Source organism: Streptomyces sp. NPDC101219 (assembly GCF_044767675.1).
Lineage (GTDB): Bacteria > Actinomycetota > Actinomycetes > Streptomycetales > Streptomycetaceae > Streptomyces.
Genome location: NZ_JBIWOK010000010.1, coordinates 96,431 through 122,325, shown reverse-complemented (window position 1 = coordinate 122,325; position 25,895 = coordinate 96,431). Strand labels below are relative to the sequence as shown.

Sequence of the window (25,895 nt, the reverse complement as noted above, 5' to 3'; positions counted from 1 at the left end):
CGCCCACCCGGGGCGGATCGCCGCATAACCGGCACAATTCGCCCGCGCGGCGGAAGAGCCGCACGTCAGGTGCGCCCGAGCCCGGCAGGGCCCATGGACTCCGTCCGACGGCGGACGGGGGTCCGGCTGGACGGAAGAGTACGACGAGGGAGCCGATCATCCAAGAGCCCGAAGCGCCCGAACCGGAGGCGACCCGGCGGGAGGCCGGCGTCGGCGAGAGCACCCGAGCCAATCGGGGCTGGTGGGACCGCAACGCCGACGAGTACCAGGTCGAGCACGGCACCTTTCTCGGCGACGACCGTTTCGTGTGGGGACCCGAGGGACTGGACGAGGTGGAGGCCGAGCTGCTCGGCCCGCCCGAGGAACTGAAGGGCCGCGACGTCCTGGAGCTGGGCGCCGGAGCGGCCCAGTGCTCCCGCTGGCTGGCCGGCCAGGGCGCCCGCCCGGTGGCGCTGGACATCTCGCACCGGCAGTTGCAGCACGCCCTGCGCATCGGCGGGGAGTTCCCCCTGATCTGCGCGGACGCCTGTGCGCTGCCGTTCGCGGACGCGTCCTTCGACCTGGCCTGCTCGGCGTACGGGGCGCTGCCCTTCGTCGCCGACCCGCGGCTGGTGCTGCGCGAGGTGCACCGGGTGCTGCGCCCGGGCGGACGGCTGGTCTTCTCGGTGACGCACCCGGTCCGCTGGGCGTTCCCCGACGAGCCCGGCCCCGAGGGGCTGAGCGTGTCCGGGTCCTACTTCGACCGCACGCCGTACGTGGAGCAGGACGAGCGCGGCGAAGCCGTCTACGTGGAGCACCACCGCACGCTGGGCGACCGGGTACGTGACGTGGTGGGTTCCGGTTTCCGCCTGGTGGACCTCGTGGAGCCGGAGTGGCCGTCGTGGAACACGGCCGAGTGGGGCGGCTGGTCGCCGTTGCGCGGGCACCTGATCCCGGGCACGGCGATCTTCGTGTGCGTGCGGGACTGAGGGCGTGATCCGGCACGACGCCCTGGAGGCCCTGCCGGTCCGCGCCGCGCTGCCCGCGCTGAACGGCGCGCTGGAGGACGGGGGCACCGCGGTGCTGGTGGCCCCGCCGGGCACCGGCAAGACGACCCTGGTTCCGCTGGAGCTGGCCGGGCTGCTGGGCGGGGGCCCGGCGCGGCGGGTCGTGGTGGCGGAGCCGCGCCGGATCGCGGCCCGCGCGGCGGCCCGCCGGATGGCGTGGCTGCTGGGCGAGCGGGTGGGCGGGTCCGTCGGCTTCACGGTGCGCGGGGAGCGGGCCGTGGGGCGGCACACGCGCGTGGAGGTGGTCACCACCGGCGTGCTCCTGCAGCGCCTGCAGCGCGACCAGGAGCTGGCCGGGGTGGACGCGGTGGTGCTCGACGAGTGCCATGAGCGGCATCTGGACGCGGACACGGCGGCGGCGTTCCTGTGGGACGTCCGCGAGGCGCTGCGGCCGGAGCTTCGGCTGGTGGCCGCGTCGGCGACGACCGACGCGGAGGGCTGGGCGCGGCTGCTGGGCGGCGCGCCGGTGGTCGAGGCGGCCGGCACCGCGTTCCCGGTGGAGGTGGTGTGGGCGCCTCCCGCGCGCCCGGTCCGGCCGCCGCACGGGACGCGCGTGGATCCGGTGTTCCTGACGCATGTGGCGTCGGTGGTGCGGCGGGCGCTCGCCGAACGGGACGGGGACGTGCTGGTGTTCCTGCCCGGGGTGGGGGAGATCGCCCGGGTCGCGGCACACCTCGGGGACGCCGGGGGCGTGGAGGTGCTCCAGGTGCACGGGCGGGCTCCGGCGGCCGTGCAGGACGCGGTGCTCTCCCCCGGCCGACGGCGCCGGGTGGTGCTGGCGACGTCGGTGGCGGAGTCGTCGCTGACGGTTCCCGGGGTGCGGGTGGTCGTGGACGCGGGTCTCGCGCGTGAGCCGCGGGTGGACCACGCGCGCGGGCTGAGCGCGCTGACCACCGTCCGGGCCTCGCGGGCCGCGGGACGGCAGCGGGCGGGGCGGGCCGGCCGGGAGGCGCCGGGCACGGTGTACCGCTGCTGGGCGGAGGCGGAGGACGCGCGGCTGCCCCGGTTCCCCTCCCCCGAGATCGCGGTGGCCGACCTGACGGCGTTCGCGTTGCAGGCGGCCTGCTGGGGCGATCCGGACGCGTCGGGGCTGGCGCTGCTCGATCCGCCGCCCGCCGGGGCGATGGCCGCCGCCCGGAGCGTCCTGACGGCGATCGGCGCCGTGCACCCGGACGGGCGCGCCACCCGGCGGGGCGCGCGGCTGGCGCGGCTGGGGCTGCATCCGCGTCTGGGGCGGGCGCTGCTGGACGCGGCGCCCGTGGTGGGCGCGGAGTTCGCCGCCGAGGTGGTGGCGCTGCTGAGCGAGGAGGCGCCGCGGGAGTACGGCGACGACCTGGCCGGTGCGCTGCGGGGCGCGCGGCGCGGCGGCGACGGCTACGCGGCCCGCTGGCGGGCGGAGGTGCGGCGGCTGCGGTCGTCCGCCGAGCAGGTGTCCGGGGGGAACAGCGGCGAGGTGTCCGGGGGGAACGGCGGCGAGCCGACGGCAGACGGCGCTGACGGTACTGACGCGCGGACTGGGCGGGCCGGGGGGCCGGACGTTCCGGTCGGGCCGGTGGCCGGTGAGGACGCCCGGGCCGGGCTGGTGGCCGCGCTGGCCTTCCCGGAGCGGGTCGCGCGCCGGGACGGCGGTTCGTATCTCATGGTGTCCGGCACCCGGGCCGAGCCGGGTGAGGGCACGGCGCTGCCGGGCGCGCCCTGGATCGCGGTCGCGGTGGCCGACCGGCCGGTGGGCCGCGGACACGCGCGCGTACGCCTGGGGGCGGCCGTCGACGAGGCCGTCGCGCGGTACGCGGCGGGGGCGCTCGCGGATACGGCCGAGGAGGTGCGCTGGGCGGACGGGGATGTCGTCGCACGCCGGGTCGAGCGGCTGGGGGCGGTGGAGTTGTCGGTGCGCCCGCTCCGGGACGCCGACCCGGCGCTCGTGCGGGCAGCGCTGCTGGAAGGGCTGCGGCGGGAGGGGTTCGGGCTGCTGCGGTGGCCGCAGGGGGCCGTGACGCTGCGGCAGCGGCTGGCCTTCCTGTACCGGCGGTTCGGCGCGCCCTGGCCGGACGTGTCCGACGAGGCGCTCGACGCGCGTGTGGACGAGTGGCTGGAGCCGGAGCTGGGCCGGGCCCGGCGTCGGGCCGATCTGGCGCGGATCGACGCGGGACAGGCGCTGGCCCGGCTGCTGCCGTGGGCGTCCGGGGAGGCGGCCCGGCTGGACGATCTGGCACCCGAGCGGATCACCGTGCCCAGCGGGTCGAGCATCCGGATCGACTATGCGGACCCCGGGCGTCCGGTGCTCGCCGTGAAGCTCCAGGAGATGTTCGGTCTGCGGGAGACGCCGCGGGTGGCCGGGGTGCCGTTGCTGGTGCACCTGCTGTCCCCGGCCGGACGGCCCGCCGCCGTGACCGCCGATCTGGCGTCCTTCTGGCAGGACGGCTACCGGGGCGTCCGGGCGGAACTGCGCGGGAGGTACCCGAAGCATCCGTGGCCCGAGGACCCGGCGACGGCGGAGCCGACGCGGCACACCAACGCCCGGCTCAGGCGGTGACCTGCGGCTCGGACCGGGACCCGGCGGCGGCCCCCGAGCGGGCGGCGCGGCGGCCCCGGGCCTCCAGGTGGAGCGCGAGCGCCAGCAGGACCAGGCCGAGGCCGAGGAAGCCCCACGGCAGGTAGAAGGTCAGCAGCAGCACCGGGGTGCGCTGGGACGCGACGAGGTCGACGGTGTGCCGGACGTAGTCCTCGCGCATCTTCACGTGACCGGCGAACGCGGTCACCTTGTCCCGGCCGCCGAGGAGGTCGCCGCCGCGCAGTTCCTCGCGGTGGATCTCCTCGCCGTAGACGGGGGCTCCGGTGACGGGTTCGACCCAGAACCTGCGGACCGTGGTGTACCAGCGGGTGGTGCCGGTGGCGGCGATGCCCTCGGGGGTGATGCCCTCCACGGGCAGGGTCTTGGGGTAGGGGACCTGCGTCCAGGGGATGGTCTGCTCGAAGTAGTAGACCTCCAGGCCGCGGAAGTCGCGGGTGCCCCGGTAGTGGATGGGTGCGGTGGTGCGGGCCTGGGCGTCGAAGTAGGCGTAGTCCCTCTTCTCCGTCAGGAACGGCCACTTGAACTCGATGCCCCGGCGTTCCACCGGGTCGCCGTCGACCGTTTCGCCCTCGGCGTGGACGGGTTCCTGGGTGTGGGCGTCGAAGATGTAGCGCTCGGGGATGCGGGACACGGTCTCGCCGTCGGGGCCGACGACGTAGGTCAGGCCGTCCCAGACGACGACGTCGCGGTCGGTGGTCCGCTCGATGCGTTCCGACTCCTCCACGTTGCCCTTGAGGGTCTGCACGACGGTGACTTCGGGGACCTTCCTGGACCGCAGGGTGGTGTAGTCGAGCAGGGTGGCGTCCTTCGCCTCCAGCACCATGGTCTGATACGTGTCCGGCGGGACCTTCGCCAGGCGCGGGAAGGCGTACCAGCGCAGCAGCGGGGACAGGGCCGCGAAGAACACGGCGAGGGCGAGCAGGACCAGGCCGGACGTGCGGCGCATGTCGGCCTCCCTCCCGGGCGGGTCGGTCAGGGGTGGGCGGGCACCGTCGTCAGGAGGGGCTCCGGGGAGGTCCCGCCGGTGGTCCCGCCGAGTGCGGTCAGCGCGAACACCAGGGCGCACGCGGCGGCGAGACCGGCGACGGCGGCGACGAGGGCACGCATGCGGGCCTCCCTGCGGACGGGGGACGTGGGACTCGGGACGTGCCGGACGGTACGCGCGGGCGGAGCACCGAGCGTTCCTGACAGGGCGTCAGGTGGCGCACCGTAGCAACGGGCGGCCGAGATGAGAACAGTCCGCGCAGGACGGCGAGGGCGCCCCTCGCGCGGATGCGGAAGGGCGCCCTCGTGCCGTCGGGGACGGGTCCGGACGGGGCTCAGTCGGCAGCGGGCTCCGACGGGGCCGGGGACGGTGCCGGGTCCTCGGCCACGGTCAGTTCCACGGTGAGGGTGGCGCCGCCCGCGGTGGTGATGCGGAGCAGGAAGGTGCCGGTGGTGTCGTCCGCGTACAGCGGCGGCAGCTTCACCAGGCCGTCCGGGTCCGTCTCCAGGCCGGTGAGGGTGCGCACCGGCTGGTCGTCGGCGTCCTTGAAGAAGGGGCCCTCGTCGTTCTCGGCGGGCTCGTCGCCGGCGGTGACGAGGGTGGCGGTGGCGGCGACCCGGTCGGCGACGGCCCCGTCGAGGGTGGCCTTCACCTGCACGCGCTGCTCGAACGTGCCGCCCGGCGTGCAGGTCAGCTCCTCCTCGCCGACGCGGACGAGGCGGTCGGCGGTGCGTTCGGTGACGGTGGCCCGGTAGTCGAGGGCCGGGACCGTGCGGCCGACGACGGTGGCCCGGACGGTGAAGGTCCCGGCCTTCTCGCCCGCGCGCAGCGCCGGTGCCACGGCGACGCCCGAACTGTTGGTGACGACGGTGGCGACCTTCTCGCCGCCGGTGAAGGTGGTGTCGGTGGCACCGACGACCGTGAACCTGACCCGCACCTTCGCCACGGTCTTCCCGGCGTCCGTCTCGGCGCGGGCGCTGATCCGCTGCGTGAACGCGTCGCCCGCGCGGGCGCTGAGCTCCGCCGTTCCGGCGTCCTCGAGGTGGTGCACCGTGTCGGTGGGCGTCTGCGGGGTGCCGGGCGGTGTCGTGGGCGTGGGGTTGGCAGAGGGGGGCGGCGTGCCGGGCGTGCCGGTGCCTCCGCCCGGCTTGGTGGGGCGGGGGCCGGGCCGGCTGTCGGAGGGCCGGTCGGTCCGCGGCGGCTTCGGTGTGGAGGTGCCGGGAGTCGTGCTGCCGGGGCGCGGGGTGCGGGCGTCGCTGCGGTTCCCGGGCAGGGGCCCGGTGCCGTCGGGGATCTCGTGGGTGCCCTTGCGGTAGTAGTCCAGCCACGACAGGACGGTGTGGTAGTAGGCCGTCGACTGGTTGTAGCTGAGGATCGCCCGTTTCAGGTCCGTCCGGTCGGACAGGTCCCAGCCGAAGCGGCACAGGTAGTGGCCGGCCGCCAGGGCGGCGTCGTAGATGTTGTTGGGATCCTCGACGCCGTCGTCGTTGCCGTCGCGGCCGGCCCACGCCCAGGTGGAGGGGATGAACTGCATGGGGCCGACGGCCTGGTCGTAGCGGCTGTTGCCGTCATAGGCGCCGTTGTCGGTGTCCTTGATGAGGGCGAAGCCGTTGCCGTCGAGCTGCGGGCCGAGGATCGGGGAGAGCGTGGTGCCGTCGGCGGTGACCTTGCCGCCGCGGGCCTGCCCGGACTCCACCTTGCCGATGGCGGCGAGCAGTTGCCAGGGCAGGTTGCAGCCGGGCTTCGTCTCGCGCAGCGCTGCCTCGGCCTTCTTGTAGGCGTCCAGGACGGTCGCCGGGATGCCGGCCTCGCTGCTGCCCGCGGCCGGGCCGTTGCTCGCGGAGGGCGCCGGGTTCGGGCTGTTCAAGGGCGGAAGGTCGGTGTAGTAGGGGGAGTTGCCGGTGGCGCTGTCGGCTCCGTCGGCCGCGTCGGGGGTGGGCGCGGCGTCCGCGGTGCTCTGCCGGCCGTGCTGGTCGACCGTCACCCCCGGCGCCTGCGACGCGGACAGGGCCGCGACCGCTGCCGCCGCCACGGCGGTGGTGGTCGCCCCCTTGCGCAGCCTCCTGCCGAAATGCGCCGCCATACAGTGAACCCCTCCCGTGGACGCCGGGACGTCCGTCGACGTGTGTGTCGTGCCCGCCCTGTGTGTGACGATCGGCCCGCCCCACCGGTTGCCCACGACGGCGTGGAGATGCCCGGTCGTTCCCCGTCCACACCCGCTCGGCGTGCTTCCGGCACGGCGACGCTCGCGACCCTACGACAACTTCCTTGGCCCGGACACCTGTTCCTGCCCGATATTCACCGGTTCACCATGTTCGCCGGTCACGGACCGGCGGGCCGGCGTTGCCGCATACTTGGGCTCCGGCCGGGCCGGACGATCACCGGCCCGGGCCGATCCCGGTCATTGCCCCACCCGAGGAGCCGAGTTGCCGTTCACGCTGAGCCACGCGGCGGCGGTCCTGCCCGCCCTCCGCGCCGAAGGACGCGGCCGCGGACCGCTGGTGCCGGCGGTGCTCGTCGCGGGCACCTTCGCTCCCGACCTGACCTACTACGCGGCCAGTGCGGTGACCGGGGCCATGGAGTTCGGGGACGTCACGCACTCGTTCCCCGGCGTGTTCACCGTGGACGTGCTCCTCGCGTGGGCGCTGGTGGGCCTGTGGCTGCTGGTCCGCGAGCCGCTGGTGGGCCTGCTGCCGCGGGCCCTCCAGGGCCGGCCGGCCGCTCTGCTGCGGTGCGGGACGCCCCGCGCCCGCGTGCGGCCGTCGCTGGTGGCGCGCTGGTACGTGTCGGCGGCGCTCGGCGCGCTGACGCACGTGGTCTGGGACGCGTTCACGCACCTCGACCGGTGGGGGATGCGGATGTTCCCCGTCCTCGGGGAGGAGATCGCGGGGTCGCCGCTGTACTGGTACCTGCAGTACGGGGGTTCGGCGGTGGCCGCGGTGGTGATCGCCCTCTTCGTGGCACGGGCGCTGCGCCGGATGCCGCCCGGCGGCCCGGCGGCCGGGGTTCCGCTGCTGTCCGCCCCCGACCGGTGGGCGGCCGTCGCCCTGCTCGGCGGCTGCGCCCTGGCGGGGGCGGTGCAGCGGGCGTCGCGGTGGTGGGCCTACTGGGGGGCGTCCGCGAAACCCTGGGAGATCATCCCGACGGTGTGCTTCGGGGCGGGGGCGGCGATCGTCGTCGCACTGCCGCTGTTCGCGGTGGCGGTCAGGGTGTGGCGCCGCCCGGCTCCGGCCATCCAGGCCCCTGGAACCCCCGGTACTGAGGCCCCGAGCCGTACCGCCGCACACTGACGGGGTCACCGGCCGCCACGAACACCGTGATGGTGCGGACGGGACGGGGCCGGGGCAGCAGGGTGAGGACCAGCGTGAGACAGCCGCGGGCCGCCTCCGCCCACTGCCGCCAGGGCAGCGGGCCGTCGGGCAGGGCGGCGGTGGCGGGCCGTACGGTGCCGGCGATCCGGCGGCCGAGGCCGGTGGTGGCGCGCCGCAGTGCGGTCGCGAGGGTGACGGGGATGCGGGCGGTACTCGCGGTGGTCGCGAACACGGGAACCGACGGATGCGCCTCGGGTCCGGGTCCATCGGTGCCGGCCCGGGGCGGGGGTCCCGCTGTGCGGTGAAGCATGCGTATACCCATGCCCCGCATCCTGACCGCCGCACCCGCCCCCGGCCGTTCCGCGAGGGCCACGCGAGTGAAACGGCATGGGACGGCTGGGACGGGGCGAGAGCGCCGTGGGGCGTGCGGCACGCGGTGTGCGGCACGCGGGTGTGCGGCACGGGGGTGTGCGACACGCGGTGTGCGACACGCGGTGTGCGACACGGGGTGTGCGGCACGGGGGTGTGCGACACGGGGTCATGACGCGGGGGTGTGCGGCGCTGGGGGCCCATGGCGGGGTCGCCACGGCGCGGGGCTCCTGTGGCGCGCCCCGGCGCCTGGCGTCCGGTCCGGCGGCAGGCGCGGACGGGGGTCACCGCCCGGCACCCGCACCCGCACCCGCACCCGCACCGGGTACGGGCGTACCGGGCGGCCAATGGGCCCATGGCCCGGCGCACGCCGCCCCCGACCGGACGCGGAGGCCCCGACACACCGGTCCGCCCCGTCCCGGGCGCCGCTGCGGGCTGGAGGGCGGAGCGGGCGAGCCGGGGACGTCCGTGGGCCCAGGACTTGGGCCGGGCCGGACGCGGGACGGGCCCCGAAGGCAGGACCCGACCCGGAGGCGGGGCCGGACCCGGATGCGAGCCCCGGCATGGCCCCCGCACGGCCAGCGACCCCCGACGCCGAGCCTCGAAGGCAAGACCCGACCCGAAGGCGAGACCGGATCCGAAGGCCGGGCCGGACCCGGAGGCGAGCCCGGGCATGGCCCCCCGCACGGCCAGCGACCCCCGAAGCCGAGCCCCGAAGGCAGGACCCGACCCGAAGGCGAGATCCGACCCGAAGGCCGGGCCGGACCCGAAGGCCGGGCCGGACCCGGAGGCGAGCCCAGGCATGGCCCCGCGCACGGCCAGCGGCCCCCGATGCCGAGCCCGGTCAGCGGCCCCCACCGCAAGACCCCGGACGACGTCCGCCCCCGCGGACGGATCAGTGCGCCGCCGACTCCCAGTCCGGGCCCGCGCCGACCGAGACGCCCAGGGGGACGCGGAGCTGGACGGCGGCTCCCATCTCGCGGCGGACCAGTTCCTCCACCTGGGACCGCTCGCCCGGGGCGATCTCCAGGACGATTTCGTCGTGGACCTGGAGGAGCATGCGGGAGGTCAGCCCGGCCTCGCGCAGGGCGCGGTCCAGGTTGAGCATGGCGATCTTGACGATGTCCGCGGCGGTGCCCTGGATGGGCGCGTTGAGCGCCATGCGCTCGGCGGCCTCCCGCCGCTGGCGGTTGTCGCTGTTGAGGTCGGGCAGGTACCGGCGGCGGCCGAAGAGGGTCGCCGTGTAGCCCGTCGCCCGCGCCTCGTCCACGACCCGGCGCAGGTAGTCCCGCACCCCGCCGAAGCGCTCGAAGTAGGCGTCCATCAGGGCGCGCGCCTCGGCCGCCTCGATGTTCAGCTGCTGGGAGAGCCCGAAGGCCGACAGGCCGTACGCGAGGCCGTAGGACATGGCCTTGATCTTGCGGCGCATCTCCGCGTCGACCGCGGTGGGCTCGACGGAGAAGACCTGCGCGGCGGCGGTGGTGTGCAGGTCCTCGCCGGAGGTGAACGCCTCGATCAGCCCCGCGTCCTCGGAGAGGTGGGCCATCACGCGCAGCTCGATCTGGCTGTAGTCGGCCGTCATCAGCGACTCGAAGCCCTCGCCGACGACGAAGCCGCGGCGGATGGCGCGCCCTTCGTCGGTGCGGACGGGGATGTTCTGCAGGTTCGGGTCGGTGGACGAGAGCCGGCCGGTGGCGGCGACGGTCTGGTTGAAGGTGGTGTGGATGCGGCCGTCCGCGGCGATCGTCTTGATCAGCCCCTCGACCGTCACCCGCAGCTTCGCCTGCTCGCGGTGCCGGAGCATGATCACCGGGAGTTCGTTGTCCGTCTGGGTGGCGAGCCAGGCGAGGGCGTCGGCGTCGGTGGTGTAGCCGGTCTTGGTTCTCTTGGTCTTCGGCAGGGCCAGCTCGCCGAAGAGGACCTCCTGGAGCTGCTTGGGCGAGCCCAGGTTGAACTCGTGTCCCGCCGCCGCGTGGGCCTCCTTCACGGCCTGCTGCACGGCGCCCGCGAACATCTGCTCCATGGCCTCCAGGTGGGCGCGGTCGGCAGCGATGCCGTGCCGCTCCATGCGGGCGAGCAGGGCCGACGTGGGCAGCTCCATGTCCCGGAGCAGGTCGGCCGCGCCCACCTCGTCGAGGCGGGTGCGGAACGCCTCGCCGAGGTCCACGACCGCGCGGGCCTGCACCATGAGCGCCTCGGCCTCGGCGCTGTCGTCCGCGCCGAACGCCAGCTGGCCGTCGGCCGCCGCGGCGGGCGCCAGCTCGCGGTGGAGGTACTCCAGGGACAGCGCGTCCAGGTCGAACGAGCGGCGGCCGGGCTTGACGAGGTAGGCGGCCAGGGCGGTGTCCATGGTGACGCCCTCGATGGTCCAGCCGTGCTCGGCGAAGACCCGCATGGCGCCCTTGGCGTTGTGGAACACCTTGGGCCGCTCCGCGTCGGCGAGCCAGGCGGCGAAGGCGCGCTCGTCGCCCTCGTCCAGCTCGGCCGGGTCGAACCAGGCGGCCGGTCCGTCGGCCGAGGCCAGCGCGACCTCGGCGACCGAGCCGGTGCCGAGCGCCCAGGTGTCGAGCGTGGCGACGCCGAGCGGCCCGGTGGCGTGCTCGGTGAGCCAGCCGGCCAGCTCGCCGGCGCCCAGCACACTGCCGTCCAGCTCCACGCCCTCCTGGACGACCGGGGTGGCCTCGGCCTCCTCGGCGCCCGGGTCGACGGCGAACAGCCGCTCGCGCAGCGAGGGGTTCCTGATCTCCAGGGTGTCGAGGATCATCGCCACGGCCTTGCGGTCGTAGGGGGTCCGCTCCAGGTCGGAGACGCCCTTGGGCAGCTCGACCCGCCGCTCCAGCTCGGTCAGGCGGCGGTTCAGCTTGACCGCCTCCAGGTGGTCGCGCAGATTCTGCCCGGCCTTGCCCTTGACCTCGTCGACCCGCTCCACGAGCTGTGCGAAGGAACCGAACTGATTGATCCACTTCGCGGCCGTCTTCTCGCCGACGCCGGGGATGCCGGGCAGGTTGTCGGAGGGGTCGCCGCGCAGGGCCGCGAAGTCGGGGTACTGGGCGGGCGTCAATCCGTACTTCTCGACGACCTTCTCCGGGGTGAACCGGGTCAGCTCGGAGACCCCCTTCGTGGGGTACAGCACCGTGGTGTGCTCGGACACCAGCTGGAAGGAGTCCCGGTCGCCGGTGACGATGAGGACCTCGAAGCCCTCGGCCTCGGCCTGGGTGGCGAGCGTGGCGATGACGTCGTCGGCCTCGTAGCCCTCGACGGCGAAACGCTGGGCGTGCATCGCGTCGAGCAGCTCGCCGATCAGCTCGACCTGGCCACGGAACTCGTCGGGGGTCTTGGAGCGGTTCGCCTTGTACTCGGTGAACTCCTCGGAGCGCCAGGTCTTGCGGGAGACGTCGAAGGCCACCGCGAAGTGGGTGGGCGCCTCGTCACGCAGGGTGTTGGCCAGCATCGAGGCGAAACCGTAGATCGCGTTCGTCGGCTGGCCGGTCGCGGTGGTGAAATTCTCCGCGGGCAGCGCGAAGAACGCGCGATAGGCCAGCGAATGCCCGTCCATGAGCATCAGTCGCGGCCGGCCGGCGCCGGAGGTCTTGTCGGTCTTCTTCGATGCTGTCTCTGCCACGCCCCCGATCCTGCCACGCCCCACTGACACCCGGCTCCGCCCCGCCCCCGACGACCCGACGGCGCCCCGCTCCTGCCGTCCCTCGCCCACCCCCGCCCCCGCCCCGGCGATTCCGGCGGCACTCCGCTCCCCGTCCACGCCCCGCTCCGCGCCACCCCGCCCCCGCGGTCCGCGCCCGCCGCCCCCGCTGCCGGGGCGTGGGCCCCGCCGCCCCCGTCCGCGACGTGCGAGGATCGACAGAGGTACGTCACACGGGTACGCGAAGGGGAGTGCGCGATGGCCACGAAACCGCCCAAGAGTGATCCGGTTCAGGACGCGCCGCAGGTCGGCGAGCCGAAGCGAGCGGCGGCCGGGCTCCCCGCGATCGGGCACACCCTGCGCATGGCACACCAGCAGATGGGCGTGCGGCGCACGGCGCTGACGCTGCTCAGCGTCAACCAGAAGAACGGCTTCGACTGCCCGGGCTGTGCCTGGCCGGAGCCGGAGCACCCGCACCGGGCGGAGTTCTGCGAGAACGGTGCGAAGGCCGTGGCCGAGGAGGCCACGCTGCGCCGGGTCACGCCGGAGTTCTTCGCCCGGCACCCGGTGTCCGACCTGGCCGGCCGCAGCGGCTACTGGCTGGGGCAGCAGGGGCGGCTGACGCACCCGGTGTACCTGCCCGACGGCGGCGACCGCTACGAGCCGGTCACCTGGGAGCGCGCCTTCGACATCGTCGCCGAGGAGATCGACGCCCTGTCCTCCCCGGACGAGGCCGTCTTCTACACCTCCGGCCGCACCAGCAACGAGGCGGCCTTCCTCTACCAGCTCTTCGCGCGCGAGCTCGGCACCAACAACCTGCCGGACTGTTCCAACCTGTGCCACGAGTCGTCCGGCTCGGCCCTGTCCGAGACGATCGGGGTCGGCAAGGGCAGCGTCCTGCTGGAGGACCTGTACCAGGCCGATCTGATCATCGTGGCGGGACAGAATCCGGGGACCAACCACCCGCGCATGCTGTCCGCCCTGGAGAAGGCGAAGGCGAACGGCGCGCGGATCATCAGCGTCAATCCGCTGCCCGAGGCCGGGCTGGAACGGTTCAAGAACCCGCAGACCGCCAAGGGCCTGACCACCGGCGCCGCCCTGAACGACCTGTTCCTGCAGATCCGCCTGGGCGGCGACCAGGCCCTGTTCCGGGTGCTGAACAAGCTGATCCTCGAGACGCCGGGCGCGGTGGACGAGGACTTCGTGCGGGAGCACACGCACGGTTTCGAGGAGTTCGCCGAGACCGCGCGCGCCGCCGGCTGGGACGAGGCGCTGACGGCGACCGGTCTGACGCGCGAGGACATCGAGCGGTGTCTGCGGATGGTCCTGGAGTCGGAGCGGATCATCGTGTGCTGGGCGATGGGCCTGACCCAGCACAAGCACTCCGTGCCGATGATCCGGGAGATCGTCAACTTCCTGCTGCTGCGCGGCAACATCGGCCGTCCGGGCGCGGGCGTGTGCCCCGTGCGCGGCCACTCCAACGTGCAGGGCGACCGCACCATGGGCATCTTCGAGCGGCCCGCGCCGGCCTTCCTGGACGCCCTGGAGAAGGAGTTCGGCTTCGCGCCGCCCCGCGAGCACGGCTACGACGTCGTGCGGGCCATCCGCGCCCTGCGCGACGGACGGGCCAAGGTGTTCTTCGCCATGGGCGGCAACTTCGTCTCCGCCTCCCCCGACACGGAGGTCACCGAGGCGGCGATGCGCCGGGCCCGGCTGACCGTGCACGTGTCGACGAAGCTGAACCGCTCGCACACCGTGACCGGGGCGCGGGCGCTGATCCTGCCGACCCTCGGCCGCACGGAGCGCGACGTCCAGGACGGCGGCGAGCAGTTCGTCACCGTCGAGGACTCCATGGGCATGGTGCACGCCTCGCGCGGACGGCTGGAACCGGCCGGCCCGCGGCTGCTGTCGGAGCCGTCCATCGTGTGCCGGCTGGCCCGCCGGGTGCTCGGCGCGGACAGCGTGGTGCCGTGGGAGGAGTTCGAGAAGGACTACGCGACCATCCGCGACCGCATCGCCCGTGTGGTCCCCGGCTTCGAGGACTTCAACGCGCGCGTCGCCCGCCCGGGCGGCTTCGCCCTCCCGCACGCCCCGCGCGACGAGCGCCGCTTCCCGACGGCCACCGGCCGGGCCAACTTCACGGCCGCGCCGGTCGAGTACCCGAAGGTGCCCGAGGGGCGGCTGCTGCTCCAGACGCTGCGCTCGCACGACCAGTACAACACCACGATCTACGGCCTGGACGACCGCTACCGGGGCATCAAGAACGGCCGCCGGGTGGTGCTGGTGAACCCGGAGGACGCGCGGGCGCTGGGGCACGCGGACGGCTCGTACGTCGACCTGGTGGGCGAGTGGAAGGACGGGGTGGAACGCCGGGCGCCCGGCTTCCGTGTCGTGCACTACCCGACGGCCCGGGGCTGCGCCGCCGCGTATTACCCGGAGACCAATGTCCTGGTGCCGCTGGACGCCACCGCGGACACCAGCAACACCCCGGCCAGCAAGTCCGTGGTGGTCCGTCTGGAACAATCGGCGACCGACTGAGCGTTTGCTCAGCGACCGCGCGGTGCGATGGCGGCCGGACCGGCGCCGGCCTGCCGCGCGGTGGCCGCAGTTGACGACGACGAACGGAGCACGGCCCATGGGCGAGCAGCAGAGCGTGAAGTTCCCGAGTGAGGTCATCGACGAGTACGCCGCCCTGGGCGTGGACCTGCAGGCGCTCTTCTCCGCGGGCCACCTGGGCAACCGGATGGGCGTGCGGATCGTCGAGGCGTCGGCCGAGCGGGTCGTGGGGACGATGCCGGTGGAGGGCAACACCCAGCCGTACGGGCTGCTGCACGGCGGGGCCTCGGCCGTCCTGGCCGAGACACTGGGATCGGTCGGCTCGATGCTGCACGGCGGGGTCTCCAAGATCGCCGTGGGCGTGGACCTCAACTGCACGCACCACCGCGGGGTGCGGTCGGGTCTGGTGACCGGTGTGGCCACTCCCGTGCACCGCGGCCGGACCACGGCGACGTACGAGATCGTGATCACCGACGAGGCGGACAAGCGGGTGTGCACGGCACGCCTGACCTGCCTGCTGCGGGACGTGAACCCCGGCGACAAGGAGCAGGCCGGAACGGCCGGCTGACCGGGCGACGGCGAACTCACCGCCGCGACCACCGTATACGGCGCACTCCCGCGGGGGTGCGGGGCACACGATCCGCCCCGCACCCCCGCGCGCCGTTCGTCCCCCGCCACGCCCCGCACCCCCGCATCCCCGCGCGCCGACCGCCCCGCGCCGCACCCCCGCGCGTCCGTCCAGCGCCGGCTCCGCCCCGCACTCCCGCACCCCGTCCGCCGCCCCCCGCCGCACCCCGCCGCGCCCCCCGCACCCGTCCAGCCCCGGCTCCGCCCCGCACCCCGCGCGCCGACCGCCCCCCGCCCGCCCGGCCCCGCCCCGGAACCCCCACCGTGCGTCCCCATTGCCGGGGCGCGGCGGGCGTTCTAGCGTTCCCGTCATGGAGCGGGGAGGCGGCGCGCGGCCCGGCATGAGGGCGCCGTCCGCCGTGCTCGCGGCGGTGCTGCTGGCGGGCGTCCCGGTGACCGGTTGCGGCTCGCCCGGTGCGGACGAAGGCACCGGCACCCGCACGGCGTCCGCGCCGGCCCCGTCACCGCGAGCGACCTCCGCCGAGGACGTGTGCGTGCGGCTGGTGACCCACTGGTCGCGGGAGGTGCTGGGCGGCACCGCCTACGGCGACTACCAGTCCATGGGCCTGTCCAACGGTCAGTACGAGATCCTGCGGGCGGCCGTGGCCGCCGCACGCCCCGTCAGGGAACGCCAAGGCACCGAGGCGGCACACCGGTTGATGGACCGTCGGGTCCGTGCGGCGTGCGCCGAGCGCCATCGGGGCGCCGGACCCGGCGAAGGCCCCTGGCGATGAGCGGGGTCGGCCCCGTCGAACCGGGCGAGGGAACCCGGGCCCGGGAGGCCGCACCACTCCCCCGGACCGCCCGACGCGCCCTCCCGGCAAGGACGTTGAGGAGGCACCGCAGGCCGCTGATCGGCGTGTTCGCGACCGCGGCCGTCCTCGCGGGCGGGGGCTACCTGTGGGCGACCCGGCCGGTGCCGGTGCCGCCGGCGGCGCCGCCGTTCCCGTCCCAAGTGACCCGGCTCGCCTATCTGGAACCGCAGGCCGGCGCCCCGGAATCGGACGTCCGCCGCTTCACGTTCGGCGTGGAGATACAAGTGGATTCCGGCCCTCCGGTCACCGTGACGCGGATATCCCAGCCCTACGCGGGAGTTTCGGTGATCTCTGCCCCACGCGCGCCTTTCCGGACAAAAGCAGGCTCCCCGCGCAAGATCATGATCACGCTCCGCGTGACGGATTGTGGAAATGTCCCGCGGAACGCTGGGCTCCCCTTTCTGGACGTGACTCTACGTAATACGCGCGCAATACAGGACCACAGCTTCATCCTCGGCCCACGCTACGCACGGGACCTCTCCCAGGCCCTGCAGGTAGCCTGTGGCAACGATTTTAGGTAATCACCAAAAGGGTCGAGACGCCTGAACGGACCCGCGCCGGTCCTGCGGTTTCTCAGGATGCGGACAGGGCAAAACGGCGAGAATTCCTCCGTTCCCCCCACTCAGTACCGCTCTGCAATACGTCGTGTCATAACAAGAGAGTCACAGCCTTGGCCAGACCCTCCTCCACGTTCCCCACACCCGCTTAGAGTCACGGCCAGTCACCGCGCCGCCCGATTGTCACTTCGGCCCAGCGCTCGACTCGGCCGTTTCCACCGGGAGGCGGTTGTCAGGGGAAAGGACTGGATCGTGCGTCAACGTTCGCTCATCGCCATCACCGCCGCGCTGGCAGCGGGAGCACTCACCCTCACCGCCTGCGGCTCGCGCGACGACAACGGCGGCGGCTCGGACTCCGGGAACGGTGGCACCACCGTCGTCATCGGCGTCGACGCGCCGCTGACCGGCGACCTGTCGGCACTGGGTCTCGGCATCAAGAACTCCGCCGACCTCGCCGCCAAGACCGCCAACAAGGAGAAGTTCGTCGAGGGCGTCACCTTCAAGATCGAGGCTCTGGACGACCAGGCCCAGCCCTCCTCCGGCCAGCAGAACGCCACCAAGCTGGTCGCCAACGACGACGTCCTGGGCGTCGTCGGCCCGCTGAACTCCTCCGTCGCCGAGTCCATGCAGAAGGTCTTCGACGACGCCAAGCTGGTCCAGGTCTCGCCGGCCAACACCAACCCGGCCCTCTCCCAGGGCCAGGACTGGCAGAAGAGCCAGACCCGTCCGTACAAGTCGTACTTCCGCACGTCGACCACGGACGCCATCCAGGGCCCGTTCGCCGCGCAGTACCTGTACAACGACTCCAAGAAGCGCAAGGTCTTCGTCATCGACGACAAGAAGACCTACGGTGCGGGCCTCGCCGCCACCTTCACCACGGAGTTCAAGAAGCTCGGCGGCAAGGTCGTCGGCACCGAGCACATCAACCCCGACACCAAGGACTTCTCCGCGGTCGCCACCAAGGTGAAGAACTCCGGCGCCGACGTGGTCTACTACGGCGGCGAGTACCCGCAGGCCGGCCCGCTCAGCAAGCAGATCAAGGCCGCCGGAGCCAAGATCCCGCTGGTCGGCGGTGACGGCATCTACAGCGCCGACTTCATCAAGCTGGCCGGCGCCAGCGGCACCGGCGACCTGGCCACCTCGGTCGGCGCGCCGGTCGAGGAGCTGCCCTCGGCCAAGGAGTTCGTGGCCAACTACAAGGCCGCGGGCTACAAGGAGGCCTACGAGGCCTACGGCGGTTACTCCTACGACTCGGCCTGGGCCGTGATCGAGGCCGTCAAGAAGGTCGTCGAGGACAACGACGGCAAGCTGCCCGACGACGCCCGCGAGAAGGTCACCGCGGCCATGCAGAACGTCTCCTTCGACGGAGTGACCGGCAAGGTCTCGTTCGACGAGTACGGCGACGCCACCAACAAGCAGCTGACCGTCTACGCCGTCGAGAACGGCGACTGGAAGGACGTCAAGTCCGGCACCTTCACCGGCTGACCCAGCCCGCACCACACGAGCCGCGCGGGGCGCCGCACCACTGGCGCCCCGCGCGGTCTCGCATCCGGCCCCATCCGTCGAACTTTCCGAACGTCTCGGAGGACATGCGGTGAACGAACTGCCGCAGCAGCTGGTCAACGGCCTGCTACTGGGATCCATGTACGGGCTGGTCGCCCTCGGCTACACAATGGTCTACGGCATTGTCCAGCTCATCAACTTCGCCCACGGCGAGATCTTCATGACCGGCGCCTTCGGCGCGCTCACGGTCTACGTGTACATCCTGCCCGACGGCACCTCCATGCTGATCGCCCTGCCCCTCATGCTCATCGGAGCCATGATCGTGGCCACCACCGTGGCCGTGGGGGCGGAACGGTTCGCCTACCGTCCCCTGCGCGGCGCTCCACGCCTCGCACCGCTCATCACCGCGATCGGCCTGTCCCTGGCCCTGCAGCAGGCCGTCTGGGCCTGGTACCCCGAGGCCAAGTCCGCCCGCACCTTCCCGAACATCCCCGGCGGGCCCTTCGAGATCGGCTCCGTCACCATCCAGACCGGTGACATCTTCGTGTTCTGCGCCGCCCCGCTGAGCATGGCCATCCTCGGCTACTTCGTCATGCGCACCCGCACCGGGCGCGGCATGCAGGCGACGGCCCAGGACCCGGACACCGCCAAGCTCATGGGCGTCAACACCGACCGCATCATCGTCATCGCGTTCGCGCTCGGCGCCGTCTTCGCCGCCGTCGGCGGAGTCGCCTACGGCCTGAAGTACGGCCAGATCGACTTCCGCATGGGCTTCATCCTCGGTCTCAAGGCCTTCACCGCAGCCGTCCTCGGGGGCATCGGCAACATCTACGGAGCCATGCTCGGCGGACTGGTCCTCGGCGTCGCCGAAGCCCTGTCCACCGCCTACATCTCCGACATCCCCGGCATGCAGCAGTTCGGCAGCCAGTCCTGGGCCGACGTCTGGGCCTTCGTACTCCTCATCCTCGTGCTCCTCTTCAGGCCGCAGGGTCTGCTCGGCGAGCGCGTCGCGGACAGGGCGTGACACCGATGACGACACAGACCACCACCGCAAAGACCCCCGACTCCCCCGCCGTCGACACCCCCAGGGGTCTGATCGGCCTGCCGGAGCACCTCGCCCGCGCCCTCGCCACCGGCGGCGGCGTCCTCACCGTCCTGTCCACGTTCCTCGCCTGGACCTGGACGTCCGCGTTCCCCGGTGACCTCACCGTCTACGGCTACCCGGGCGGCCTCCAGGTCCTGGTGCTCATCGGCGGCGCCCTCACCGCGCTGTTCGGCCTCGCCTCCTACGGCGTCAAGGGCCTGCAGTGGCTGACGCCCGCCGGCGCGGACAGCGCCATCAAGCTGTCGGCGCTCGCCGCCCTCGGCACGACCTGGTACACGGTCCTCGCCATCAGCGCGACCCTCGGCGGACTGGTCCACCTCGAACCGGGCGCCTGGGTCGCCGCGGTCGCCAGCCTGCTCGCCGTCCTCGGCGCGCTGTCCCTGCCGTTCGAGCGGCCCGAGCCCGACCCGCACGACCCGGACGACACCGGCTGGGAGAAGTTCCGCCACGACGCCCGGGACGCCTTCGGCACCCTGCGCGCGGCCATCGCCACCGGCCGCACCCGGGCTCCGCGCCCGATGCCGGCCTACGCCGAGATCCTCGTCATCGTCGGCGCCCTCGCCGTCGGTCTGCTGGTCTTCACCTACGGCATCGGCACCGAGTACGACGAGCTGTTCATCGGCTTCCTGATCACCGCCGGGTTCGGTTTCGCCGCCTTCATCAAGGCCGGCCTGATCAACCGCATCTCCGGGATCACGTCCAAGCACCGCAACGTCACGATGATCGGCGCGTTCGTCGCGGCGGCGGCGTTCCCCTTCACCCAGTCCGACGACCAGTACGCCACCATCGGCGTCTACATCCTGATCTTCGCCACCGTCGCCCTGGGCCTCAACATCGTCGTCGGCCTGGCCGGCCTCCTCGACCTCGGATACGTCGCCTTCCTCGGCGTCGGCGCCTACACCGCCGCCATGGTCTCCGGAAGCCCCTCCAGCCCGTTCAACATCCACCTGCCGTTCTGGGCCAGCGCCCTCCTGGGCGCCTTCGTCGCCATGATCTTCGGTGTCCTCATCGGCGCCCCGACGCTCCGGCTGCGCGGCGACTACCTCGCCATCGTCACCCTCGGCTTCGGTGAGATCTTCCGCATCGCCGTCCTCAACACCGACGGCACCTCCGGACCCGACGTCACCAACGGCTCCAACGGCATCTCCTCGATCCCGAACCTCAACATCCTGGGCTTCGACTTCGGCCAGGAGCACACCATCTTCGGGTTCACCATCGCCCGGTTCGCCAACTACTTCCTGCTGATGCTGCTCATCACGCTGGTCGTCGTGGTGGTCTTCCGGCGCAGCAGCGACTCCCGGATCGGCCGGGCCTGGGTCGCCATCCGCGAGGACGAGACCGCGGCCCGCGCCATGGGCATCAACGGCTTCCGCGTGAAGCTGATCGCCTTCGCCCTCGGCGCCACCCTCGCCGGTCTGGCCGGTACGGTGCAGGCACACGTCACCTACACGGTGACGCCCGAGCAGTACATGTTCGCCCACGTGGTGCCGCCCAACAGTGCCTTCCTGCTGGCGGCCGTCGTCCTCGGCGGCATGGGCACCATCAGCGGTCCGCTGGTCGGCGCCGCGCTGCTCTACCTGATCCCCGCCAAGCTCCAGTTCCTCGGCGACTACCAGCTCCTCGCCTTCGGTCTCGCGCTCGTCCTGCTCATGCGCTTCCGGCCCGAGGGCCTCATCCCCAACCGGCGGCGGCAGCTCGAGTTCCACGACGATGCCGAAGCGCCGACAGTCCTCAGCAAGGCAGGGGCCTGACCACCATGACAACCGACACCACCACCAAGAGCGCGTCCGCCGGTGCCGCCAAGGGCGAGACGATCCTCGACGCCCGCGGCGTGACCATGCGCTTCGGCGGCCTCACCGCCGTCCGCGAGGTCGACCTCACCGTCCACAGCGGGGAGATCGTCGGACTCATCGGGCCCAACGGCGCGGGGAAGACCACCTTCTTCAACTGCCTGACGGGGCTGTACATCCCCACCGAGGGCGAGGTCCGCTACAAGGACAAGATCCTTCCGCCCAAGTCCTTCAAGGTGACCGCCGCCGGCATCGCCCGGACGTTCCAGAACATCCGCCTGTTCGGCAACATGACGGTGCTGGAGAACGTCCTCGTCGGCCGGCATACCCGCACCAAGGAAGGGCTCTGGTCCGCCCTCCTGCGCGGTCCGGGCTTCCACCGCGCCGAGGCCGCCTCCCGCGCGCGGGCCATGGAGCTGCTGGAGTTCGTCGGCCTCGCCGACAAGGCCGACCACCTCGCGCGCAACCTGCCCTACGGTGAGCAGCGGCGGCTGGAGATCTCCCGTGCCCTCGCCAGCGAGCCGGGTCTGCTCCTCCTGGACGAGCCGACCGCCGGCATGAACCCGCAGGAGACCCGCGAGACGGAAGAGCTCGTGTTCGCCATCCGGGACATGGGCATCGCCGTCCTGGTGATCGAGCACGACATGCGGTTCATCTTCAACCTCTGCGACCGTGTGGCCGTCCTGGTCCAGGGTCAGAAGCTGGTGGAGGGCGACCCCGCCACCGTCCAGGGCGACGAACGCGTCATCGCCGCCTACATCGGAGAGCCCATCGCGGACGACCCCGGCGCCGAGGAGGCGGCCGAGGTCGAAGCGGCGGAAGCAGCCGCCGAGGCCACCACCGACGCAGCGCCCGGCAAGGAGAACGACCGATGACCGCACTCCTCGAAGTCGAAGACCTCAAGGTCGCCTACGGCAAGATCCAGGCCGTCAAGGGCATCTCCTTCAAGGTCGAGGCCGGCGAAGTGGTCACTCTCATCGGCACCAACGGCGCCGGGAAGACCACCACCCTGCGGACCCTGTCCGGCCTGCTGAAGCCGGTCGGCGGTCAGATCAGGTTCAACGGCAAGTCGCTGAAGAAGATCCCGGCCCACGACATCGTGTCCCACGGGCTCGCCCACTCCCCCGAGGGGCGGCACATCTTCCCGCGCATGACCATCGAGGACAACCTCCGCCTCGGTGCCTTCCTGCGCAGTGACAAGGCGGGCATCGAGAAGGACATCAAGCGCGCCTACGACCTGTTCCCCATCCTCGGGGAGCGCCGCAAGCAGGCCGCCGGAACCCTCTCCGGCGGTGAGCAGCAGATGCTCGCCATGGGCCGGGCCCTCATGTCCCAGCCCAAGCTGCTGATGCTCGACGAGCCCTCCATGGGTCTCTCGCCGATCATGATGCAGAAGATCATGGCGACCATCGCGGAGCTGAAGGCGCAGGGCACCACGATCCTGCTGGTCGAGCAGAACGCCCAGGCGGCGCTGTCCCTGGCCGACCAGGGTCATGTGATGGAGACCGGCAACATCGTCCTGTCCGGCACCGGACGCGACCTGCTGCACGACGAGTCCGTCCGCAAGGCCTACCTCGGCGAGGACTGACGGCACCGCGCAGGAAACGGAACGAGGCCCGCGCCCCCTTCGGGGGACGCGGGCCTCGCGCCGTCGTGCGGCATCCGCTCGCCGGACGACGGATTCTAGCCCTTGGACGCCTTCTTCTCCTCGGCGTCGTCGATGACCGCCTGGGCCACCTGCTGCATGGACATCCGGCGGTCCATCGACGTCTTCTGGATCCAGCGGAACGCCGCCGGCTCCGACAGCCCGTACTCCGTCTGCAGCACCGACTTCGCGCGCTCCACCAGCTTGCGCGTCTCCAGCCGCTGGCTGAGGTCGGCGACCTCGCGCTCGAGCTCCTTCAGCTCGGTGAAGCGGGACACCGCCATCTCGATCGCCGGCACGACGTCGCTCTTGGAGAACGGCTTCACCAGGTACGCCATGGCCCCGGCGTCCCGCGCCCGCTCCACCAGCTCGCGCTGCGAGAACGCGGTCAGCATCAGCACCGGCGCGATCCGCTCCTCGGCGATCTTCTCGGCGGCCGAGATGCCGTCCAGCTTCGGCATCTTCACGTCGAGGATCACCAGGTCGGGGTGGTGCTCCCGGGCCAGTTCGACCGCCCGCTCGCCGTCCCCGGCCTCGCCGACGACCGTGTAGCCCTCCTCCTCGAGCATCTCTTTCAGATCGAGCCGGATCAGCGCCTCGTCCTCGGCGATGACGACGCGCGTGGTCATCGGGGGCACGTGCGACTGGTCGTCTTCTGGCACGTCGACGGGCTGGGGCGACTCGGGGGCACTCACGTGGGCTCCTTGGTGCGGGGCAGGCCGGTACTGCTGACAAGAGCGTACCGAGCTGCGGTAAGGTGGGTGGACGGCGGGTGACCGCCGACCTTCGTTTCGAAGGGCGCCCCGGTAGCCCAGCGGTAGAGGCAATGGTCTCAAACACCATCCAGCGTCGGTTCGAATCCGACCCGGGGTACTTTTCCTCCGATTGCAAGGTCCCCTACCGGGAGTGGGCGGGAGCGCCCTTCCGACCTCACTTCGGACTGTCGTCCTCACCCACGTGGTGCACCCGGACCAGGTTGGTGGAGCCGGAGACCCCCGGCGGGGAACCGGCCGTGATGACGACCGTCTCCCCCTTCCCGCACCGCGCGTACTTCAGCAGCAGCTCGTCCACCTGGTCGACCATGGCGTCCGTCGACTCGACATGGGGACCGAGGAAGGTCTCCACCCCCCAGGACAGGCTCAGTTGGGACCGGGTGGCCGGGTCCGGAGTGAAGGCGAGCAGCGGGATCGGCGAGCGGTAGCGGGACAGGCGGCGGGCGGTGTCGCCGGACTGGGTGAAGGCGACGAGGAAGCGGGCGCCGAGGAAGTCGCCGATCTCGGCCGCCGCGCGGGCCACCGCCCCGCCCTGGGTCCGCGGCTTGTTGCGTTCGGTGAGCGGCGGCAGCCCCTTGGCGAGGACGTCCTCCTCGACGGCCTCGATGATGCGGGCCATGGTGCGCACCGTCTCGACGGCGTGCCTGCCGACGCTGGTCTCGCCGGACAGCATCACGGCGTCCGTGCCGTCGATGACGGCATTGGCGACGTCGGACGCCTCGGCGCGGGTGGGCCGGGCGTTGTCGATCATGGAATCGAGCATCTGGGTGGCGACGATGACCGGCTTGGCATTCCGTGTGGCGAGTTTGATGGCGCGCTTCTGAACGATGGGAACCTGTTCGAGGGGCATTTCGACACCGAGGTCCCCGCGGGCCACCATGAGGGCGTCGAAGGCGGCCACGATGTCGTCGATGTTCTCGACCGCCTGGGGCTTTTCGATTTTCGCGACGACGGGAAGGCGGCGGCCTTCCTCGTCCATGATCCGGTGGACTTCCCTGATGTCCCGCCCGCTGCGCACGAAGGAGAGGGCGATGATGTCGAAGCCGGTGCGCAGGGCCCAGCGGAGGTCGTCCTCGTCCTTCTTGGACAGGGCGGGCACGGACACGGCGACACCGGGCAGGTTGAGGCCCTTGTGGTCGGAGACCACCCCGCCCTCGACGACCGCGGTGCGCACCTCGGGGCCGTCCACGGCGGTGACTTCGAGGGTGACCTTGCCGTCGTCGACGAGGATGCGTTCGCCCGGGGTGACGTCGTCGGCGAGGCCGGCGTAGGTGGTGCCGCACCGGTGGCGGTCGCCCTCGGCGCCCTCCTCGACGGTGATGGTGAAGGTGTCGCCGCGTTCGAGAAGTACAGGCCCCTCGGTGAAGTGGCCGAGGCGGATTTTCGGGCCCTGCAGATCGGCCAGGATCCCCACGCTGCGACCGGTCTCGTCGGCGGCCTTGCGCACCCGTCGGTACCGCTCCTCGTGCTCGGCGTGGCTGCCGTGGCTGAGGTTGAATCGGGCCACGTCCATTCCGGCGTCGACCAGGGATTTGATCCGGTCGTAGGTATCGGTGGCGGGGCCCAGTGTGCAGACGATTTTCGCTCGGCGCATGATACGAGCCTATGGCTTACCGCCGAGTAGGCACGTGGCGTCCGGTGACGGCCGACAAGCCCGCGGGTAAAGCCTTGGCGACACCTTTTGAAGGGTGCGCGGGAATGCTCGGACGATCACCTTCGGCGGCGTGCCGCGGCCTTTCCCGAAAGGGCTCCGGAGGTGAGCGGCGGTGCTGTGCAAGGGCCGCCTAGAGGCGTGGCGGCACCAGGGTGAAGCGGGCGGTGACCTCGGCGTGCAGGTGCCGGCGCTGCGGCTCCAGGTTCAGCGGCGGGGGCGGCGCCTGGTCGTCGGCGGCACGGGCGAAGCCCCGCGGGACGCCGGCGAAGGTCTCCGGGAGGGCGTCGGGGGCGCCGGTGTCGGTGAGCTCGACGAGGGCGGCGACGGTGGTGTCCAGGGCCGCGGCGTACTCGTGGGCGCGCCGGACGGCGTCGTGGACCGCCTGCTGCCGGACGGTGCGGTGGGCGGGTGAGCCGGGCCGCAGGGACCACCAGGGGCCGTCGACGCGGGTGAGTTCGAGGTCGGCGAGGCGCGTGGCGAGCTCGCCCAGGACGGCGAAGTCGCCCAGCTCGGCCGTGAGGCGCAGGGTGCCGTGGTGGGTACGCACCCGTTCGCCCCGGCCCCGGGAGCTCAGTTCCGGGGCGACGGTGACGCTGCCGGTCTCCAGGTGGTCGACACCGTCGCCGTAGGACCTCACGAGGTCCAGGACGGTGGCGTTGCGGCGGGTGAGGTCGTCGAGGGTGGTGCGCCGGTCGCGGCCGCGGGCGGTGAGGGTGATGTCGAGGCGGGCCAGCTCGGGCGCGACGTCGAGGTGGGCCTCGCCACGCACGGTGAGGCGGGGCGCGTCGGGGGCGGGGCGGGGGCCGGGCCGGTCCGCCGCGGGGAGTCCGTCGGGGGTGGGTGCCATACGTCCCACTCTGTCAGCCCGCCTCCGTTTCGACACCGGGCCGGACACCGGATCGCAACGCGCGGGGGGTGTTCCCGCACGACGTGTTCAGGTCAGAATC

General features: G+C 72.6%; 20 protein-coding genes and 1 tRNA gene. 13 read left to right on the top strand and 8 right to left on the bottom strand.

Annotated features, from left to right (window positions below; genetic code table 11):
* Positions 1-155: 155 nt before the first annotated feature.
* Positions 156-968, top strand: a complete 813-nt coding sequence (locus ACIRPP_RS21030; RefSeq protein ID WP_403645312.1) for a class I SAM-dependent methyltransferase — start codon at positions 156-158, stop codon at positions 966-968.
* 4 nt (positions 969-972) lie between these two features.
* On the top strand, positions 973-3,579 hold the full coding sequence (gene hrpB, locus ACIRPP_RS21025) for an ATP-dependent helicase HrpB (protein WP_403644902.1): 2,607 nt from the start codon (positions 973-975) through the stop codon (positions 3,577-3,579).
* Here hrpB and ACIRPP_RS21020 read toward each other — a convergent pair.
* From ACIRPP_RS21020 to ACIRPP_RS21010, 3 genes are all read right to left on the bottom strand, one after another.
* Positions 3,569-4,564, bottom strand: coding sequence for a DUF3068 domain-containing protein (locus ACIRPP_RS21020; protein WP_403644899.1), 996 nt, complete (start codon positions 4,562-4,564; stop codon positions 3,569-3,571). The genes hrpB and ACIRPP_RS21020 overlap by 11 nt on opposite strands.
* A 26-nt stretch (positions 4,565-4,590) precedes the next feature.
* Positions 4,591-4,725, bottom strand: coding sequence for an SPW_0924 family protein (locus ACIRPP_RS21015; RefSeq protein WP_403644896.1), 135 nt, complete (start codon positions 4,723-4,725; stop codon positions 4,591-4,593).
* Between the two features lie 212 nt (positions 4,726-4,937).
* Positions 4,938-6,686 carry a lytic murein transglycosylase gene (locus ACIRPP_RS21010; RefSeq protein WP_403644894.1) on the bottom strand — a complete coding sequence of 583 codons (1,749 nt, stop codon included), beginning with the start codon at positions 6,684-6,686 and terminating at the stop codon, positions 4,938-4,940.
* Between the two features lie 343 nt (positions 6,687-7,029).
* Between ACIRPP_RS21010 and ACIRPP_RS21005 the strand changes: the two genes are divergently transcribed.
* Positions 7,030-7,893, top strand: coding sequence for a DUF4184 family protein (locus ACIRPP_RS21005; protein WP_403644891.1), 864 nt, complete (start codon positions 7,030-7,032; stop codon positions 7,891-7,893).
* Here ACIRPP_RS21005 and ACIRPP_RS21000 read toward each other — a convergent pair.
* Together ACIRPP_RS21000 and polA are read right to left on the bottom strand one after the other, a co-directional pair.
* Positions 7,808-8,146 (bottom strand): hypothetical protein, encoded by a 339-nt coding sequence (locus tag ACIRPP_RS21000; protein WP_403644888.1) that lies wholly within the window; start codon positions 8,144-8,146, stop codon positions 7,808-7,810. The two genes, ACIRPP_RS21005 and ACIRPP_RS21000, sit on opposite strands and share 86 nt — an antisense overlap.
* 1,032 nt (positions 8,147-9,178) lie before the next feature.
* Positions 9,179-11,905, bottom strand: coding sequence for a DNA polymerase I (polA, locus tag ACIRPP_RS20995; protein ID WP_403644886.1), 2,727 nt, complete (start codon positions 11,903-11,905; stop codon positions 9,179-9,181).
* Between the two features lie 276 nt (positions 11,906-12,181).
* On the opposite strand from polA, the gene ACIRPP_RS20990 reads away from it, so the two are divergent.
* The 9 genes from ACIRPP_RS20990 to ACIRPP_RS20950 all read left to right on the top strand — a co-directional run bounded on the left by ACIRPP_RS20990 (position 12,182) and on the right by ACIRPP_RS20950 (position 22,464).
* The gene (locus ACIRPP_RS20990) at positions 12,182-14,461 is read left to right on the top strand and encodes an FdhF/YdeP family oxidoreductase (RefSeq protein WP_403644883.1); all 2,280 of its coding nucleotides are present in this window, start codon (positions 12,182-12,184) and stop codon (positions 14,459-14,461) included.
* Positions 14,462-14,558: 97 nt separating this feature from the next.
* Positions 14,559-15,047, top strand: coding sequence for a PaaI family thioesterase (locus tag ACIRPP_RS20985; RefSeq protein ID WP_403644880.1), 489 nt, complete (start codon positions 14,559-14,561; stop codon positions 15,045-15,047).
* Positions 15,048-15,417: 370 nt separating this feature from the next.
* On the top strand, positions 15,418-15,840 hold the full coding sequence (locus ACIRPP_RS20980) for a hypothetical protein (RefSeq protein ID WP_403644878.1): 423 nt from the start codon (positions 15,418-15,420) through the stop codon (positions 15,838-15,840).
* Complete coding sequence (locus ACIRPP_RS20975) at positions 15,837-16,442, top strand: Tat pathway signal sequence domain protein (RefSeq protein WP_403644875.1); 606 nt, start codon at positions 15,837-15,839, stop codon at positions 16,440-16,442. The genes ACIRPP_RS20980 and ACIRPP_RS20975 overlap by 4 nt, the downstream gene beginning before the upstream one ends.
* A gap of 288 nt (positions 16,443-16,730) precedes the next feature.
* Positions 16,731-17,963, top strand: coding sequence for a branched-chain amino acid ABC transporter substrate-binding protein (locus tag ACIRPP_RS20970; protein WP_403644872.1), 1,233 nt, complete (start codon positions 16,731-16,733; stop codon positions 17,961-17,963).
* A gap of 109 nt (positions 17,964-18,072) precedes the next feature.
* Positions 18,073-19,005: a branched-chain amino acid ABC transporter permease gene (locus tag ACIRPP_RS20965; RefSeq protein WP_403644869.1), complete on the top strand. Its 933-nt coding sequence runs from the start codon at positions 18,073-18,075 to the stop codon at positions 19,003-19,005.
* Between the two features lie 5 nt (positions 19,006-19,010).
* The gene (locus tag ACIRPP_RS20960) at positions 19,011-20,837 is read left to right on the top strand and encodes a branched-chain amino acid ABC transporter permease (RefSeq protein WP_403644866.1); all 1,827 of its coding nucleotides are present in this window, start codon (positions 19,011-19,013) and stop codon (positions 20,835-20,837) included.
* A 5-nt stretch (positions 20,838-20,842) separates the two neighbouring features.
* Positions 20,843-21,751, top strand: a complete 909-nt coding sequence (locus ACIRPP_RS20955) for an ABC transporter ATP-binding protein (RefSeq protein WP_403644863.1) — start codon at positions 20,843-20,845, stop codon at positions 21,749-21,751.
* Complete coding sequence (locus ACIRPP_RS20950) at positions 21,748-22,464, top strand: ABC transporter ATP-binding protein (RefSeq protein WP_164334332.1); 717 nt, start codon at positions 21,748-21,750, stop codon at positions 22,462-22,464. The genes ACIRPP_RS20955 and ACIRPP_RS20950 overlap by 4 nt, the downstream gene beginning before the upstream one ends.
* Positions 22,465-22,559: 95 nt before the next feature.
* On the opposite strand, the gene ACIRPP_RS20945 is transcribed toward ACIRPP_RS20950, so the two are convergent.
* Complete coding sequence (locus ACIRPP_RS20945; RefSeq protein WP_403644859.1) at positions 22,560-23,216, bottom strand: ANTAR domain-containing response regulator; 657 nt, start codon at positions 23,214-23,216, stop codon at positions 22,560-22,562.
* 105 nt (positions 23,217-23,321) lie between these two features.
* Between ACIRPP_RS20945 and ACIRPP_RS20940 the strand changes: the two genes are divergently transcribed.
* Positions 23,322-23,394 (top strand) — tRNA-Leu (locus ACIRPP_RS20940).
* Positions 23,395-23,451: 57 nt separating this feature from the next.
* Here the strand turns inward: ACIRPP_RS20940 and pyk are convergent.
* On the bottom strand, positions 23,452-24,888 hold the full coding sequence (pyk, locus tag ACIRPP_RS20935) for a pyruvate kinase (protein WP_403644857.1): 1,437 nt from the start codon (positions 24,886-24,888) through the stop codon (positions 23,452-23,454).
* Between the two features lie 190 nt (positions 24,889-25,078).
* Positions 25,079-25,795, bottom strand: a complete 717-nt coding sequence (locus ACIRPP_RS20930; RefSeq protein ID WP_403644854.1) for an SIMPL domain-containing protein — start codon at positions 25,793-25,795, stop codon at positions 25,079-25,081.
* Positions 25,796-25,895: the final 100 nt, after the last annotated feature.

Excerpts from the sequence above, each read along its gene's own strand:
- ACIRPP_RS21020 (WP_403644899.1), bottom strand. The coding sequence starts at position 4,564 with ATGCGCCGCACGTCCGGCCTGGTCCTGCTCGCCCTCGCCGTGTTCTTC.
- ACIRPP_RS21015 (WP_403644896.1), bottom strand. The coding sequence starts at position 4,725 with ATGCGTGCCCTCGTCGCCGCCGTCGCCGGTCTCGCCGCCGCGTGCGCC.
- ACIRPP_RS21010 (WP_403644894.1), bottom strand. The coding sequence starts at position 6,686 with ATGGCGGCGCATTTCGGCAGGAGGCTGCGCAAGGGGGCGACCACCACC.
- ACIRPP_RS20990 (WP_403644883.1), top strand. The coding sequence starts at position 12,182 with ATGGCCACGAAACCGCCCAAGAGTGATCCGGTTCAGGACGCGCCGCAG.
- ACIRPP_RS20985 (WP_403644880.1), top strand. The coding sequence starts at position 14,559 with ATGGGCGAGCAGCAGAGCGTGAAGTTCCCGAGTGAGGTCATCGACGAG.
- ACIRPP_RS20980 (WP_403644878.1), top strand. The coding sequence starts at position 15,418 with ATGGAGCGGGGAGGCGGCGCGCGGCCCGGCATGAGGGCGCCGTCCGCC.
- ACIRPP_RS20975 (WP_403644875.1), top strand. The coding sequence starts at position 15,837 with ATGAGCGGGGTCGGCCCCGTCGAACCGGGCGAGGGAACCCGGGCCCGG.
- ACIRPP_RS20960 (WP_403644866.1), top strand. The coding sequence starts at position 19,011 with ATGACGACACAGACCACCACCGCAAAGACCCCCGACTCCCCCGCCGTC.
- ACIRPP_RS20955 (WP_403644863.1), top strand. The coding sequence starts at position 20,843 with ATGACAACCGACACCACCACCAAGAGCGCGTCCGCCGGTGCCGCCAAG.
- ACIRPP_RS20950 (WP_164334332.1), top strand. The coding sequence starts at position 21,748 with ATGACCGCACTCCTCGAAGTCGAAGACCTCAAGGTCGCCTACGGCAAG.
- pyk (WP_403644857.1), bottom strand. The coding sequence starts at position 24,888 with ATGCGCCGAGCGAAAATCGTCTGCACACTGGGCCCCGCCACCGATACC.
- ACIRPP_RS20930 (WP_403644854.1), bottom strand. The coding sequence starts at position 25,795 with ATGGCACCCACCCCCGACGGACTCCCCGCGGCGGACCGGCCCGGCCCC.